Source organism: Hymenobacter wooponensis (genome assembly GCF_004745865.1).
Taxonomy (GTDB): Bacteria; Bacteroidota; Bacteroidia; order Cytophagales; family Hymenobacteraceae; genus Hymenobacter; species Hymenobacter wooponensis.
The window spans coordinates 16,186-31,574 of the sequence record NZ_SRKZ01000002.1; the positions used below are offsets into that span (position 1 = coordinate 16,186).

Below are 15,389 nucleotides of genomic sequence, written 5' to 3' on the forward strand. Positions count from 1 at the left end.
CGCTTCCCTCCTAACCGCACTGTTGCCTGCGTTTATGAAAATCACCCCCTCTTTTTCTCAAAACCTACTGAACTCGCGCTGGCTCTTACCGGCGGCGGTGCTGGGAGCATTGGGAGCAGGTTGGCTGGCTGGCATAGCGGGCCCGGTGATACCGGGTGTGCTTTTAGGGCTGCCGCTGCTGGTCTTTTTCTTGTACTTGGTTTTCCATAGCCCTCGTACGGGCATGGTGGCCTACATTCTGTACTGCTTCCTTCTGGGCTTTGTTGGGCGCCATTTGGCTACCGGCATTCCGTTGGGGCTTGGGATGGATGGGGTACTGCTACTCACGTGGCTGGCCGTACTTCTCCGCCCAGAAGAAGTACAGTGGCAGCGCATCCAGAACGACATTTGCCTGCTGGCGCTACTTTGGTTTATCATCAACGTATTTCAGCTAGCTAATCCATCCGGGGCAAACGTCACGGGTTGGTTCTATGAAATGCGCAGCCTTACCCTCTATTGGGTGCTGGCTGTACCGCTGGGCTTCCTCGTGTTCAATACCCAGCGCGACTTACGCTTGTTCCTTATTCTGATCATTGGGCTCTCCGTGCTAGGAGCGCTTTATGGCATGAAGCAGAAGTTCATCGGCCTAGATGCTGCCGAGCAACACTGGCTAGACTCGGGGCAGGCGCGTACGCACCTTATCTGGGGCAAGCTGCGGGTATTTTCTTACTATAGTGAGGCCGCTCAGTTTGGTGCTTCGCAGGCTGAGATTGGCCTTATTTGTCTGGTACTGGCTCTAGGCCCTTTCACCTGGTGGAAGCGGGTTTTGTTTGCGGTAGCAAGTGGCCTACTGTTTTATGGCATGCTCATATCGGGTACCCGAGGAGCTCTTTTTGTGGTAGCTACTGGTCTCTTTGTCTATCTAGCTCTCAGCAAGCAAATCAAAATTCTAATTCTGGGATGCTTGGTTGCTGGGGCCGCTTTTGGGGCACTAAAATTCACCAGTATCGGCAGCGGCAATGCCGACATTGTTCGTCTGCGGTCTTCGCTCGACCCTGAGGATGCTTCTTTTCAGTTGCGCCTTTCCAATCAGATGAAATTGCGTAAATTCCTAGAGGACAAACCCTTTGGCGAAGGAGTAGGCACAATTGGCCGCTGGGGCCACGAGTTCAACCCTAACAAATACATTTCTACCATTGAGCCAGATAGTCTCTATGTGAAGATCTGGGCAGAGTATGGGATTGTGGGCTTCATCATCTGGTTTGGCATGATGGTCTACATCCTGGGGAAGTGCTGCGGCATCGTTTGGCGCATCCGCGACCCCATACTCCGCCAAAAGCTGCTGGCCCTGACGGCAGGCTACAGCGGCATTCTGGTAGCTAGCTACGGCAACGAGGTTATGAACCAGATACCGTCGGCAATGATCATTTACCTGTCCTGGGTTTTCGTTTTTCTGGGCCCTGAGCTCGACACCCCTCCTTCTACTGCAGTAGTTAAGCATGTCTAGGCCACTTGTCTCCATTATATCGGTCAACTACAAACAGGCCCGCGTGACCTGCGAGATGCTCGCGTCGTTGCAGCGGGTGACGTACCCAAATGTGGAGGTTATTATAGTTGATAATGCCTCACCTGAGCAGGAGGTTGCGCCCATTGAGGCACAGTTTCCGGATGTGCAGGTCATTCGCTCTGCCGAGAACCTGGGCTTTGCCGGTGGCAACAACCTGGGCATTGCCGCTGCTAAGGGCAAGTATCTGCTCTTCCTCAACAATGACACCGAGGTAGAGCCGGGCTTCCTGGAGCCTATGGTAGAGCTGTTCGAGACCAACCCAAAGGCGGGCATTGCTTCCCCCAAGCTTATTTTCTACGGCACTGATAACCTCATTCAGTACGCGGGCTGTGGCGGCATCAACCCCTGGACCGGGCGTAGCGTAACCTACGGCCTGATGGAAAAGGACCACGGGCAGCACAACGCCTCGGCTCCTACGGCTCTAGCCCACGGTGCAGCCATGATGGTTCCCATGCGCCTAATCAAAGAAGTAGGCCTCATGCCAGAGCTCTACTTCCTGTACTACGAAGAGCTGGACTGGTGTGAGATGATTAAGCGTGGCGGCTACGAGTGCCATTACGTCGGCGACTCTACCGTTTACCACAAAGAGTCTGTCTCCGTAGGCCAGGGGTCCGTGATGCGCACCTACTATATGTACCGCAACCGGCTACTGTTTATCCGTCGTAACTCAACGGGTATGCGGTTTTGGAGCGGACTGCTATTCTTCTTGTTCGTGGCTGTGCCCAAACAAGTGGCCGTACATGCACTACGATTAGAGCAAAAATATTTAAGCGCACTATGGCGGGGGCTTAAGTGGCACCTACAGCCTCACAACGTGCATCAAAATCATTACTTACGATGAGCCTACTCCTTACTTTAATTTCTTTGGTGCTGTATGCGGTAGGCCTCTTCCTGCTTTTCAACGTACTCTACCTGCTGTTTTTTGCTTTGGCGGGGCATTGGAAACAAGCTCCTTTGGCGCCGCTGGAAAAAGCTCCGGCTGCTTTCCAGCGGATGTGCGTTCTTATTCCCGCCTACCACGCCGATGCCGTTATTCTGGAGACAGCTCCTGCCGCTAAACGCCACGCCTACCCTGGTCAGATGCAGGTGCACGTTATTGCCGATGGCCTGCAGCCTGCCACCGTCGCAAAACTGCGCAGCCAGAACATTGGGGTAATTGAGGTAGCCTTCGAGAAGAGCACGAAAGGTAAAGCCTTGCTCGTGGCCCTGCAGACGCTCCCGGCCGAGAGCTACGATGTAGCCGTGGTGCTAGACGTAGATAACGTGATGGATACTGGCTTCTTGACGGAAGTAAACCGAGCTTTTGCCGCCGGCTACCGAGTAGTACAGGGCCACCGCACTGCCAAAAACGTTGACTCACCTTTTGCCGTGCTCGATGCCTGCAACGAGGAAATCAACAACCACATTTTCCGCCAGGGCCACGCCAGCCTGGGCATGTCGGCGGCTTTGATTGGCTCTGGTATGGCCTTCGAGTACGGGTACTTCAAGCAACTACTTCAAGATATTGGCGATACTCCTGGTGAAGACAAGGAGATGGACTTCCGCATCGTGAAAGACGGGGTGAAGATTGCCTATCTGCCCAACTCCTACGTGTTCGACGAGAAAATCCCAAACTCTAAAGCCTTCACCACGCAGCGCACCCGCTGGATTGCCGCTCAGCTTGAGTTTTTGAAGAAATACTTCTGGGAAGGGCCCGTGCAGCTCTGGCGCGGCAACGGAGAGTTCTTTGACAAAGTACTGCAAACGCTGCTTGTACCCCGCATTTTGCTGCTAGGGGTGCTAGGCCTGTTTCTGCTGCTCTCTCTGCCGGGTTGGCCGGCAGGGCCTCCTACGTTGTTCTGGGCCGGCCTGCTGCTTGGCACCGGAATGTCGTTACTCATTTCGCTTCCGGGCCGTATGTATAACCGGCAGGTAGGGCAAGCCATATGGCACTTGCCCATTGCACTAGGAGCTATGGTAATAGCCTTGTTGCAGACCAAAAAAGCCAAAACCTCCTTTCTGCCTACCCCGCACGCTACCACCAGCGCCGAGGCCGCGCAGCACTAAGCATTACTCCGTATGCCTTGGGAATTCATTGCTTTACCAACGCTGATCTGCTTTGTTGTTGGCCTAAGGAAAGGCCTGAAGGTTTTTTCCAACAGGTAGCAGCCAACTCACGTGTGCCCCATGAACAACCAGAACATCATCATCATTTCCCAACAGTCCTGGGACACAACCATTGGCATAAATTCACGCAACCTGGCGAAAGAGTTCAGCAAAACGAACCGAGTACTCTATGTTAATCTGCCCCTAGACATGAACACCCTGCTGCGCTCCTATCAGCAGCCTGAGATACAAAAGCGGTTGCGGGTGGTACTAGGCCAGGCAGAGGCCATGGAGCAGGTAGAGCCTAATATTTGGGTATACAACACGGGAGTTATTTTTCTATCGGCCAACTGGATGGCCTCTAAACCCCTGTTCAAAACCGCGAATCGCGTAAATGGCCGACTACTGGCTCGTAGCATTCAGAAGGCCGCTAAGATGCTGGGCTTCGACTCTTACTACTTCTTGCAGGATGGCCTAATTTACCCTGCCCTGGAATTGCCCCATTTGCTTAAACCCATACAATACATCTACAACATCCGCGACTTTGTGCTGCCCCAGCCCTACTTTAAGCGGCATGGGCCCTGGCTGGAAGCAGATTTAATCAAACGCGCGGACGTAGTAACGGCCAACTCGGTTTGGCTGCGTGATTATGCGCGTAAGTTCAACCCCCAAAGTCACGACGTAGGCCAGGGGTGCGTACTGTCCTTGTACCAGTCGAATGGCCACTACGACATGCCCAAGGACATGGCCACCGTGGCTCGGCCCATCATTGGGTATACGGGCTACCTCACTGAGCTGCGGTTAGATATCGACTTACTAATCCATATCGCGCGCCAACGCCCCCAGTGGAATCTCGTGCTAGTAGGGCCAGAAGACGAGGCCTTTGAGAAGAGCCGGTTGCATGAGCTGCCCAACGTTTATTTCCTGGGTACTAAAACTCCGGATCAGTTGCCTGCTTATGTGGCGCATTTCGATGTGTGCATTAACCCACAGATTGTTAACGAAATCACCATCGGCAACTACCCATTGAAAATAGACGAGTATCTGGCTATGGGCAAGCCCGTAGTGGCCACCGAAACTCAGGCGATGGAGATGTTTTTACCCCACGTGTTAGTTGCCAGCTCCCACGAGGAATGGGTGGAGCAACTTGAGCAAGCCCTGAGTGAGGAAGACGAATCGGTGGCAAAAGCACGGATTCGGTGCGCTCAGAGCCATACCTGGGAGGCCGTTGTCTCTAAAATCTACGATGCTCTGGAGCCCTCATTGCAAGCCGCTTCTTAGAAGAACACAGGCTTTGCACCGCCCCACTGCATGTCTACTCTGCCCAATTCCCCAAACTGTACTCTAGGCCACTAACATCACTCAAACGCAGAGCACTCATGTTGCAGGAGGTTTTCAAAAATAAAAAGGTATTATTTATTGGTGTAGCGTTTTACGAATATCATTTAGAGATAATAAAGAAAATAGAGGAACATGGCGCAGAAGTTACATTTTTCGCCGAAAGAGACACCTCTATTAAATATGGCATTGTAAATCGGCTTTTACCCTTTTGGCTTGACGAATATCAGCAGAAACACTACACATCCATTCTTAAAAAAATAGCCAATAAAGAGTTTGACTACTTTTTAGTAATTCGAGGCCTACGCATGCCACTATCTTTTGTGCGGGCAGTAAAGGCCATGAACCCGGGTATAAAGTCCATCATGTATCAGTGGGACGCTAATGTGAATAGCCCATTCCTTGAGTTAGAAAATGGCTACAACATTACCGGCGAATTTGACAAAGTACTGTCTTTTGACTACAAAGACGTAGAACAAAACCCTTGGATAAAGTATAGCCCAACTTTTTACATTGATGAAGTAAAAGAGCTTGCTACCAAATCCAAGAATGAGCGCAAGGAAATAGACTTTTTCTTCTTCGGTTCTTACTTACCTGAGCGCTATGCGGGACTGGTTAAATTCAAGGAATTTGCCAACCAACACGGGTACAAACTGCATAGCCATTTCTACATGTCGTATCGATATTATCTTATTGAACGACTAAAGGGCACGAAACTGGATAAGAGCTTAATAAGCTTTGCGCCAATGAGCCGCAAAGAATATCTTACCCTTTTCAATAAATCGAAGGCAATTGTTGACGTTAGCAACGCCAAACAAACCGGAATGGCAATGCGGGTAATTGATGCTATTGGCACAGGCAAAAAAGTATTAACTACTAATGCCTGGGTTACTAAAGAGCCAAGCTACAACCCAGAGCAAATAGCCATAATAGATTTAAATGACATCAAGCTACCGCCTTCTTTCTTAGAGAAAGAGCTGGAGCCCAGCCGAGTAGACTACTCGCTTAATAAGTGGCTGGAAAACATATTTGCCTAAATAGCCTCTCCCTAAGAAGCTTACGCGGACTTAACCTACGTACTAGGTTTAATACAACGAAATATGAAGACGCCCCCGCTTTCTGTCCCGAACTGGATTCAGCAGCACTTATTCTTGAATAAGGGTTTTTCCGACCTTACTCCTGCTGAAGTAGAAAACCTCCGGACGCGCTTAAGTAAATTCAAGCATGCCTCTCCGGATGTATCGGTAGTAATTCCGGCCTGGAATGAGGAAAATAATATCTACCGTACTCTCTCTACGTTAGCGGCAAATACCACTTCTTTGAAAGTAGAAATTATTGTAATAAATAATAATTCTACCGACTCAACTCAGCAGGTGTTAGACACGCTGGGGGTAACCAGTTATTTTGAGCCAATGCAGGGGATAACGTATGCCCGGCAGACAGGCCTATACAAAGCCCAAGGCAAATATTTACTGTGTGCCGACGCCGACACGTTTTATCCACCAGACTGGATTGAGCTCATGACGGCGCCCATGATTAAATCGGCCGGTATAACGGGGGTATATGGTCGTTATGCATTTTTACCAGCCGAGGGCGCTGACCGCAAGGGTTTATGGGTGTATGAGATGATTGGCAATATTCTTATTGCTATTAGAAAAAGACACCGCGAATTTATAAATGTCCTAGGCTTTAATATGGGCCTGGTTACTGAAATAGGCCGAGAAACTGGCGGTTTCAAAACGCATACGGCTCGCACATTTAATAATGCTGAGAACGTAGAAGAATCAGAAGATGGCAGGATGGCTATTCGCCTGAAAACACGAGGAAACCTAAAACAGGTAACGGACCCGAGAGCTATTGTTTTCACTTCTACCCGAAAGCTATTGCAGGATGGTAGTATTATACAAGCCTTCTTCAATCGGTTAAAACTTCACACGAAGTATATGACAGAATATATTACGGGGCCGGCTATAAATGTTCAAGACTAAGAATTGAAAGTCTAATTATCTGCTGCGCGGTGCATTTATATTTTTTGCAGCGCATCAATAATTAATTCGCATCTCATAGGTTTCCTGCTCATGCTTGTATTCTGTTTCTGGCTTTTTCTGGCCATTGTTTTCTACACTTACGTGGGCTACGGCCTGCTTGTGGCAGTTTGGGCCTTTCTGGTTCGGAAAACCACTACGCAGAAGCCCCTCTCACCCACTTTTGAGCCTGAGGTTACGCTGGTAGTACCGGCCTACAACGAAGCGGATATTCTGGCGGTTAAGGTGCGCAACTGCCAAGAGCTGGACTACCCCACCGACAAGCTGCGGCTGATGTTCATCACGGATGGCTCTAATGACAACTCGGGAGAAGTGCTGGCAGCCTACCCTGAAGTACAGCACCTGCACATTCCGGAACGCGGTGGCAAGTCGTTGGCCGAAAACCGCGCTATTCAGCACATTACCACCCCCTACGTCATTTTCACCGACTGCAACACGCTCCTGAACCCAGAGGCTGTGCGGGCCATGGTTACCCACTATCAGGACCCACGGGTGGGCGCAGTTTCCGGAGAGAAGCACGTGCTCAACGATGGTACCGCCTCGGGCTCGGGCGAAGGCCTTTACTGGAAGTATGAGTCGTTGCTGAAACGTTGCGACTCGGAAATCTATAGTCTAATGGGTGCCGCTGGTGAACTAGTATCATTCCGGACGGAGCTGTTTGACCCGCTGGAGAAGGACGTTATCCTCGATGACTTTATTCAGTCGATGCGTATTGTTGGGGCGGGCTACAAGGTAGTGTACGAGCCGAAGGCGTATGCCATGGAGCCACCATCTGCCTCATTGAAGGAAGAGATGCGCCGCAAAGTGCGCATCTGCGCCGGCGGCTGGCAGGCCATGTCGCGCCTCACGTTCCTGCTCAACCCCTTACGCCAGCCGATTGTCACGTTTTTGTACGTTTCGCACCGGGTGCTGCGCTGGAGCCTGACCCCCGCCCTGCTGGCGTTGCTACTCCCGCTTAATGCCTACCTGGCCTATACTGAGCACGGCATTTACTCAGTGTTGCTGGCGTTACAAGTACTATTTTACGTGGCGAGTGGCCTAGGCTGGTGGATGGCTACCCGCGGCAAGCAAGCCGGCGCGGCACTAGTCCCGCTGTATTTCACGATGATGAACGTAGCGGCCTTCCGTGGTTTTGGGCGCTTCATTCGCAACTCTCAGCCTGCTGCCTGGGACAAGGCCCAACGGGCCGTGGCCGTTCCTACCACTACTATCTAGGCCACTGTGCGCCTTGCTCTTCGCGTTAACCTTTCTCTTACTCTCCTGAACTGATGACAACGGCTAGTTTCCCTGAGGTCACGCTCCTGATTACGCACTACAACCGCAGCAAATCCATTGAGCGGCTGCTTCGCAATTTTGCCGATCTGGGAGTCACTTTCGGAGATATTGTGGTATCAGACGACGGTAGCAAGCCCGTGCACCAGAACGCACTGCAGGAGTTGCAGAAGCAATTTCAGTTTCGGTTGATAACTACTCCTGTAAACAAAGGCTTGGGCAACAACCTCAATAAGGGGCAAGATGCCGTTACTACGCCTTACACGCTGTATGTGCAGGAAGACTTTGTGCCTTCTAAGCAATTTACGCCGCACTTCCAGGATGCTTACGCCATCATGCAGAAGGCCGAGGACATTGATATTGTTCGGTTCTACGCTTATTACGCCTATCCGTATCTGAAGCCCTACGGCCAAGGTTTTTCGGAGATGCTCTATAAGCCGTGGTACTTGAATACCACCAAGATCTACCACTACAGCGACCATCCGCACCTGCGCCGGAGCTCTTTCATGGAGAAATTTGGTCGCTACAAGGAAGGCATCAAAAGCGACCGGACCGAGTATCTCATGTGCCTTTCCTTCATTCAGAACTACGGGAAGGGGCTTTTCTACGATAATTTCAACGATTTATTCACGCAGGAAAACTCTGCCGAAGAGCCCAGCACCGTTACCCGAAGCAATTGGCGCAACAGCGACAACTTCTTGATTGCTATGATCAGGATGGCCTTCCGGCAAGTCAAATACAACTACGACCTGCACCTCGGAGCCAAGGTCAAAAGTGCCTAACCTCTGCAAGGAGCCTTGTCGTAGCACAGCCGTTCTGCGTAAGGCCTACCGCATCTAACCCGACCTACATCTCAGCCGCGTTGCATAACTGCATGCGCCAGAATGCGGCACTCAACACACACAATGGGAAATAGTTTGAACAGTAAAATTGCCTCGTTCCTGAGCAACAAGCACTTGATGTCGCTTACGGGCAATCTGACTGTGCAGGCAATCAACATCTTGTATTTCGGCCTCCTTTTCCGCTACCTCAAGGTAGAGGAGCTGGGCGCTTACGTGTTCTTTAATTCCATCCTAGGCCTAGCCGACTCCCTGCGTTCGGGCTTCGTGACTACTGCTTTTACCCGGTGGTATTGTGGCGCGGCCGTCAAGCGCGCCGCTGAGGTCATGGGCTCAACGTGGGTTATCAGTATTGCCATTACCGTGGTGTTTGGCATACTAAATTTAGGAGCTTACCTGGTGAGCTATCCGCTGGCTAATGAGGGGTTCAACCTATTCATTAAGTGGTCGGGGGTGACTATGCTGTTTATGCTGCCCTCCTTCGTGGGAATGAGCGTGCTGCAGGCAGATCAGCGTTTCGATAAGCTGCTGTATTTACGATCTATGCAGTTAAGCATGTCGGTGCTGGGCTTGTTTGGCCTGCTGCTGCTGCACAAGGTGAACGTGACCAACGTTATTTACACCAATCTGTTTGCGGCGGCCATTACCAGCTTAGTGATACTGATGGCAGGCTACACTCGGCTCGGAGACATCCGTTACCGCAGTATGGAGTGTATTAAGGAGCTGGCACACTTTGGTAAGTACAGTGTGGGCAGCCAGATTGGCGCCACGCTGTTCCGCAACTCCGATACGTTTATCATCAACTTCATGCTCGGGCCAGCAGCACTTGCGGTGTACAACCTGGCGCAACGCTTCATGATTATTATTGAGCTGCTGGTGGGCAGCTCCGTTGCTACGGCCATGCCCATGCTGTCAGTGGCCTACAACAAGAACGATAAGGCCGAGCTAAGGAATATTCTCACCAAGAATGTCGGCATTGTTACATGGGTGCTGCTACCGATTGTGGGAGGCACCATTCTGCTGGCTGAAATCCCGATTTATATTCTGGGTGGCAGTAAGTACATTGGGACGGAAGCGGCCAACTTGCTCCGCATATTCATGGCTATGGCCATCTTGTTCCCTATTGACCGGTTTACTGGCATTACCCTTGAGGTTATCAACAAGCCCCGCCTGAACCTCATCAAGGTGTTTATGATGCTGACAATAAACGTGGCCGGCGACTTTGCGGGTATCTACCTCTTCGACGGCATCTACGGCGTAGCTATTGCCAGCTTCCCCACGGTACTCTCCGGCTTCCTGTTCGGGTACTTGTTGCTACGGAAAGATCTGTCTCTCTCCCTGACTGAAATGATGCGAGTTGGGCTAGCAGAGTGCAAAGCACTACTAGCTAAGTTCCTAGCCTCCTTCAAACGCGTACAGAGTGTATAGCACACCGAAACCGAAAACGGGCGGTAGAGTGGCCTAGACCACTCTACCGCCCGTTTTCGGTTTCGGTAGTGTTGCTCACCTGCTATCTGTCAACAGGCCTAGCACACTGCTCCGTAGCTCCATAGCTACTTAGCACTGGGAGCCAATACAAACACGGGGGTTTCCGTCACTTGCAGGGGTAGTTTGCCCTGCTGGAGCGTAACCCGCTGCTTGTCCATGGTTTCTTTCCCAATGGCCGGCCGATACACGTCGGCGTAGGTTGCGCGGCCTAGGTTGAGCGTGTAGGATGCCGTGCGGCCTTTTTCGTCGGGCACTACCAGCACGTACGCTGAGCGGCCTTTCAACTCATAGCGGTCCACAATAGGGGCGGCGTGGATAGTCTGCTTGTAGGTGTAGGCCCCCAGCAGCTTGTTGGCTTGGCTGACGTATTGAGCCGCCGGGCGCGGCGTTTTGTCGCCGTTGAGCAGCCCCATTGAGCCAAACCGAGTGGGGTTTTGCGGGTTGTCATCGTAGAGCTGATACAGAAATACTCGCTCCACGCCCCAACGAGCGTACAACAGAGAAGTGCGCAGAATCCAGTCGGCCTGGGTTTCTTGCACCGACTTTTTGCCGATGGCAATAGCCTTCAACGGACTACCCTGGTTGAGGTCGTAGCCGGTTTCAGTAATCCAGACGGGCATTCCGCCAGCATATTCGTGGGCCATTTGCACAAACGCCTTAGCCACCTGCCCTGCTTCTGATATCTCGGGGGCAGCGCCACGTGTTGGCTCGCCACCCTGAGATGTATGCGCATCGTTGGAGTACAGGTGATAGTTGATTACGTCCCAGCAGAGATTTACGCTACCGTCGGGCTTATAGCCGCGGTGCTGGCGGCACCAGTCTACCATACCCTTCACGTAATCAGGAGTAGGAGCGGCTAGGCCCCCCATTACTACCTGCATCTTGGGGTCGGCATTTTTCACGCCTACACCTGGCCCCAGCGTATTCTTGTGCCCATCGTAAAAGGCCGATAGGTTAGCCGCGTATTCGGCAGCCGTTTGATACGCTTTGCGGCCCTTCCACCACTTGTCGCGCTCATTGTCGCACTCCATGTATCGGATGAGGCCTAGGCCAGTCTTCACTTCATTCACGGGGTCGGCCGTCCAGCGAGGCGGGCTGGTGCTTACCTTCATCAGGTTACGTGGCACAGTAGAATTGCTGCCGTAGCGGGCAGCGAACTGAAAGGCCACTTTAGCCTGCTCCGTGTACGATGCAGGAACTGTGAGGTCTTTGCCATACTGGGCCGGAACGTTTTCGGCGTCTCTTTCTGTGGCAGGATACGATTCCTGCATCCACTTGGGCAGCGTTTTTAAGCACACCAGCACCTCCACCCCTTCCTGCTTAAGCCGGCTATACATGGCATCGTAGTTCCAGCTGCCGTTGTGCGATGGATTGAAGGTGTAGGTATCCGGCGTAGGTTCCAGCTTTTCCCAATCGAGATAATGCCGAATACCGCTGAAGTTCTTGACAGCTTTAAGCCGAGCCGGATCTACTTCCGCCGGATTATTGCCGTCCTCCAAGTTCCACTCAAACCCGTTAACCCCGAACATCTGCCGCAGCTTCACGGCTTTTTGCGCGGCTAGCGTACTAGCACTAGGGGATGTAGCCACTTTGGCTGCTTTGTAAGAGCCATAAAGCTCAACTTCAGTGGGGTAGATACCTCCCGACGTGATAACCAAGTAGCGCGCATTGCGCACGGGCTGCCCCAGGGCATAAGCAGAGGGCTCACTTGGGTCGGGGCCTACCCATTCTTGGTATTCGCTTCCCGTAAACCTCGCAATCGGGATCTGCTCCCAGGCATCGGTGATGACAGACAGCACCATTGGCGCCTCGGAGCTGGAGCCCTCTCCATCGTACATCTTCACGCTTTCAATCACAAACGACTCACCCTTTTGCAAGGGATAATACGCCTCGTAGTGGTCTAGCAGCTTTCCCCAGCCCCGCGAAATATTGGCATTAGTAATGCCATCAAAGAGAGCCGGAATACCATCGGGAGCATTGGTCAGCTGGTACCAGCGCTGCGGATCAATCGGGATTTTCCCAGCCCCCTCTACTGCGTCACTGGTATTGCTAGTCAGGGTTGCCGGCGCACCTACTCCACTGCTTTCTTCCTGCAGTTGTGGATATATGCGGCGCCCCACAGTAAACAGCACTGCCCCAACAACACACACTAGTACTACTATCTTCAGAAGGGTTCTGCCCATTACTGGCGGATTAAGCGAGGAGTCAGGTTTCACAGTGCTACGTGTACATTCTCACGTGCCTTATGGCACATGCGCGAGCCAAAATACGCTCTCCGTTACAAAGGCACACGGTTCAGCTATTTAGGAAGGGCACTGGCGCCATCGGGAGTAGATGCCACTGTAGCACCTTCATCAATTCTAGGCTGTTTACTGGCTTGGTTCTACGTCTCGTAAACCCAGTTGTACATTACCACCTAGTTAGTGCCAAAACGCACTGGACTATTCGCTTACTTAATTTGGCACTGGTGAGTTATACCTGAGCACCTCAGGCTTACTGCAGTAGGCCCTGCACTACGGGCAATGCCAGCTCCGCCCACTGCCGCATATGCTTACCTGAATAATGCAACCCATCGGGGGCAAAGTGCGTGGGGTCGTTGGCGGCAGTGCGGGTGAGGTCGGTGATGTTGAGGTAGGCCCCTTGTGCCTGCTGACACTCCTGCTGAGCTACTGCATTAAATTGATCAATCTCGGTGCTAATCTGCGCCTGGTTATAAGTGCGGGCGTAAGGTGAGCGGCCCCAGTCCGGAATGGAAAGCACGAATACGCGGCTGGGGCGGTTGCCAGCAAACCGTATGGCGGTATGTAGCAGCTCCCGAAACTCTGTGCGGTACGTAGCTACTGGCTGCCGGCGGTACTGGTTGTTCACCCCAATAAGCAGCGAAACTAGGTCGTAGGTCTTTTGATTGTTCGCTGATTTGATAGCAGCTTGCAGCTCTGCCGTGGTCCAGCCGGTGCGGGCAATAATATCCGGCTTCATCAACCCCTCAGCCTGGCCTAGCTGGGCCAGCTGCACACTCCAGCGGTCGGCTTCACTTACACCTTCTCCAATGGTATAAGAGTCGCCGAGCGACAGGAAGCTCACCACTTGGCCAGTTGGCGCGGGTGGTGCCGGCACCGTAGTACTAGGGGCCGGATCGGAGGTGTGCTGCCCGCAGCCGAAGCTGAGCAGCATGAAGAGCAGCAGAAGAAAGCGCATGCGCAGAAAAGCAGTAGCCATAAGGGTGGTGCATGTACGGCCCTATAGCCAAAGCAGATTGCGTATAGTTCCGGCGCACTTTTCAGCAGGCGGTTGCCTAAACTGGCCTAGAGCGCGCCAAAACAGAAACCCGCCCGGCACCAGGTACCAAGCGGGTTTCTATATGTTCTTTCGTGGCGGGCAGTAAGGCCCGAGACAGGCCTAGACGTCAGCCCCTCAGGTGCTATAGCTGGGCTTAGCCGATTGCCTGCTTCAGATCTTCAATAAGGTCTTCTGCGTCTTCAATACCTACGCTAAGGCGGATCAAGGAATCAGAAAGGCCCGCTTTGCGGCGCTCTTCAGCCGGAATGCTGGCGTGGGTCATGGTAGCGGGGTGCCCCGACAGACTTTCCACTCCTCCAAGGCTCTCGGCCAAGGAGAACAACTCAAACTTCTCGAGCACGGCTATGGCGTCTTCTTTCCGGTCGCCTTCCAGCACAAAGGAAATCATGCCACCAAAGCTGCGCATTTGCTTGGCCGCTACCTCGTGGTTCGGATGATCGGGGAAGCCGGGCCAGTATACTTTACCCACTTTGGGGTGGCTCTTGAGGAACTCAGCTACGGCGCGGCCGTTTTCGCAATGGCGCTGCATGCGCACGTGCAGCGTTTTGAGACCCCGCAGCACCAAGAAGCAGTCCTGGGGGCCAGGCGTGCCCCCGCAGGCGTTCTGCAGGAAGCGCAACCGCTCGTGCAGCTCATCATCTTTCACCACAATGGCGCCCATCACAACGTCGGAGTGGCCACCCATGTATTTGGTGAGCGAGTACATCACCATATCGGCCCCCAGGTCCAGCGGCGTCTGCAAGTAAGGCGTCGAGAAGGTGTTATCTACCACCAGCAGGGCGCCTACTTTTTTGGCCACTGCCGAGGCGGCTTCAATATCAATGATGTTGAGCAGCGGGTTGGTGGGCGTTTCTACCCAGATGAGTTTGGTACGCTCATTAGCTACGGCCTCCACTTGTGTCATATCGTGCATCGATACGAAGTGAAACTTGATGCCGTAGTTGGCAAACACCTTTGTGAAGAGGCGGTAGCTGCCGCCGTACAAGTCGTTGGTGGAAATCACCTCGTCGCCGGGCTGCAGCAGCTTCACAATGCAGTCAATAGCGGCCATACCGGAAGCGAAGGCTAGGCCATGCTTGCCATTATCGAGGGCAGCCAGGGCATCCTGTAGCTGGGTACGAGTAGGATTATGGGTACGCGAGTACTCGAAGCCTTTGTGGTCGCCGGGCGAGCGTTGCACATAGGTTGAGGTCTGGTAGATAGGCGTCATAATGGCCCCGGTTTCGGGGTCAGGATGCACGCCGGCATGAATGGCTTTGGTTCCGAATTTCATAGGGGCGGGATGCGGAAGGTTAACGTCTCGTAAACACTGGGCGCAAAGGTAGGAATGTCTGAGGGACGTGCACGCGAGTACGGCGCAGGTGGCCTAGGCCAGGCAGGTCCCGGTTTATCTGCTGTAGAAGCAGTTTACTTCTTCTCTTGTTTTAGGTTGTTCAGGCAGATGGCTATCTTGTTGGCAAAATCCTATTCATCATT

At 52.6% G+C, this 15,389-nt stretch carries 12 protein-coding genes; 9 read left to right on the forward strand and 3 right to left on the reverse strand.

Annotation, left to right across the window (positions count from 1 at the left end; genetic code table 11):
* The first annotated feature begins 34 nt into the window (after positions 1-34).
* The 9 genes from EU557_RS06190 to EU557_RS06230 all read left to right on the forward strand — a co-directional run bounded on the left by EU557_RS06190 (position 35) and on the right by EU557_RS06230 (position 10,553).
* Positions 35-1,486, forward strand: a complete 1,452-nt coding sequence (locus tag EU557_RS06190) for an O-antigen ligase family protein (protein WP_135529569.1) — start codon at positions 35-37, stop codon at positions 1,484-1,486.
* Entirely contained in the window at positions 1,479-2,387 is a 909-nt protein-coding gene (locus tag EU557_RS06195) for a glycosyltransferase family 2 protein (protein WP_135529570.1), read from the forward strand. The genes EU557_RS06190 and EU557_RS06195 overlap by 8 nt, the downstream gene beginning before the upstream one ends.
* The gene (locus tag EU557_RS06200; RefSeq protein WP_135529571.1) at positions 2,384-3,592 is read left to right on the forward strand and encodes a glycosyltransferase family 2 protein; all 1,209 of its coding nucleotides are present in this window, start codon (positions 2,384-2,386) and stop codon (positions 3,590-3,592) included. Before EU557_RS06195 ends, EU557_RS06200 begins: the two co-directional genes overlap by 4 nt.
* A 120-nt stretch (positions 3,593-3,712) precedes the next feature.
* Positions 3,713-4,912, forward strand: a complete 1,200-nt coding sequence (locus EU557_RS06205) for a glycosyltransferase (protein WP_135529572.1) — start codon at positions 3,713-3,715, stop codon at positions 4,910-4,912.
* A 98-nt stretch (positions 4,913-5,010) separates the two neighbouring features.
* Positions 5,011-6,006 carry a WaaS/CpsH family glycosyltransferase gene (locus tag EU557_RS06210; protein ID WP_135529573.1) on the forward strand — a complete coding sequence of 332 codons (996 nt, stop codon included), beginning with the start codon at positions 5,011-5,013 and terminating at the stop codon, positions 6,004-6,006.
* Between the two features lie 63 nt (positions 6,007-6,069).
* A complete protein-coding gene (locus tag EU557_RS06215) occupies positions 6,070-6,957 on the forward strand; it encodes a glycosyltransferase family 2 protein (protein WP_135529574.1) in 888 nt (295 codons plus the stop codon).
* Between the two features lie 90 nt (positions 6,958-7,047).
* Positions 7,048-8,229 (forward strand): glycosyltransferase family 2 protein, encoded by a 1,182-nt coding sequence (locus tag EU557_RS06220; RefSeq protein ID WP_135529575.1) that lies wholly within the window; start codon positions 7,048-7,050, stop codon positions 8,227-8,229.
* A 53-nt stretch (positions 8,230-8,282) separates the two neighbouring features.
* Positions 8,283-9,068 (forward strand): glycosyltransferase, encoded by a 786-nt coding sequence (locus EU557_RS06225; protein WP_135529576.1) that lies wholly within the window; start codon positions 8,283-8,285, stop codon positions 9,066-9,068.
* A 123-nt stretch (positions 9,069-9,191) separates the two neighbouring features.
* Entirely contained in the window at positions 9,192-10,553 is a 1,362-nt protein-coding gene (locus EU557_RS06230; RefSeq protein WP_167855104.1) for a lipopolysaccharide biosynthesis protein, read from the forward strand.
* A gap of 125 nt (positions 10,554-10,678) precedes the next feature.
* Here EU557_RS06230 and EU557_RS06235 read toward each other — a convergent pair whose 3' ends face one another.
* The 3 genes from EU557_RS06235 to EU557_RS06245 all read right to left on the reverse strand — a co-directional run bounded on the left by EU557_RS06235 (position 10,679) and on the right by EU557_RS06245 (position 15,186).
* Positions 10,679-12,796 (reverse strand): beta-galactosidase, encoded by a 2,118-nt coding sequence (locus EU557_RS06235; protein ID WP_135529578.1) that lies wholly within the window; start codon positions 12,794-12,796, stop codon positions 10,679-10,681.
* A 310-nt stretch (positions 12,797-13,106) separates the two neighbouring features.
* Entirely contained in the window at positions 13,107-13,832 is a 726-nt protein-coding gene (locus tag EU557_RS06240; protein ID WP_245326183.1) for an SGNH/GDSL hydrolase family protein, read from the reverse strand.
* Positions 13,833-14,046: 214 nt separating this feature from the next.
* Positions 14,047-15,186: a cystathionine gamma-synthase gene (locus EU557_RS06245; protein WP_135529579.1), complete on the reverse strand. Its 1,140-nt coding sequence runs from the start codon at positions 15,184-15,186 to the stop codon at positions 14,047-14,049.
* Positions 15,187-15,389: the final 203 nt, after the last annotated feature.

What these genes read in the sequence shown, in the direction of transcription:
- EU557_RS06235 (WP_135529578.1), bottom strand. Translation starts at nt 12,796, where the DNA reads ATGGGCAGAACCCTTCTGAAGATAGTAGTACTAGTGTGTGTTGTTGGG.
- EU557_RS06200 (WP_135529571.1), top strand. Translation starts at nt 2,384, where the DNA reads ATGAGCCTACTCCTTACTTTAATTTCTTTGGTGCTGTATGCGGTAGGC.
- EU557_RS06220 (WP_135529575.1), top strand. Translation starts at nt 7,048, where the DNA reads ATGCTTGTATTCTGTTTCTGGCTTTTTCTGGCCATTGTTTTCTACACT.
- EU557_RS06190 (WP_135529569.1), top strand. Translation starts at nt 35, where the DNA reads ATGAAAATCACCCCCTCTTTTTCTCAAAACCTACTGAACTCGCGCTGG.
- EU557_RS06225 (WP_135529576.1), top strand. Translation starts at nt 8,283, where the DNA reads ATGACAACGGCTAGTTTCCCTGAGGTCACGCTCCTGATTACGCACTAC.
- EU557_RS06245 (WP_135529579.1), bottom strand. Translation starts at nt 15,186, where the DNA reads ATGAAATTCGGAACCAAAGCCATTCATGCCGGCGTGCATCCTGACCCC.
- EU557_RS06210 (WP_135529573.1), top strand. Translation starts at nt 5,011, where the DNA reads ATGTTGCAGGAGGTTTTCAAAAATAAAAAGGTATTATTTATTGGTGTA.
- EU557_RS06195 (WP_135529570.1), top strand. Translation starts at nt 1,479, where the DNA reads ATGTCTAGGCCACTTGTCTCCATTATATCGGTCAACTACAAACAGGCC.
- EU557_RS06240 (WP_245326183.1), bottom strand. Translation starts at nt 13,832, where the DNA reads ATGGCTACTGCTTTTCTGCGCATGCGCTTTCTTCTGCTGCTCTTCATG.
- EU557_RS06230 (WP_167855104.1), top strand. Translation starts at nt 9,192, where the DNA reads ATGGGAAATAGTTTGAACAGTAAAATTGCCTCGTTCCTGAGCAACAAG.
- EU557_RS06215 (WP_135529574.1), top strand. Translation starts at nt 6,070, where the DNA reads ATGAAGACGCCCCCGCTTTCTGTCCCGAACTGGATTCAGCAGCACTTA.
- EU557_RS06205 (WP_135529572.1), top strand. Translation starts at nt 3,713, where the DNA reads ATGAACAACCAGAACATCATCATCATTTCCCAACAGTCCTGGGACACA.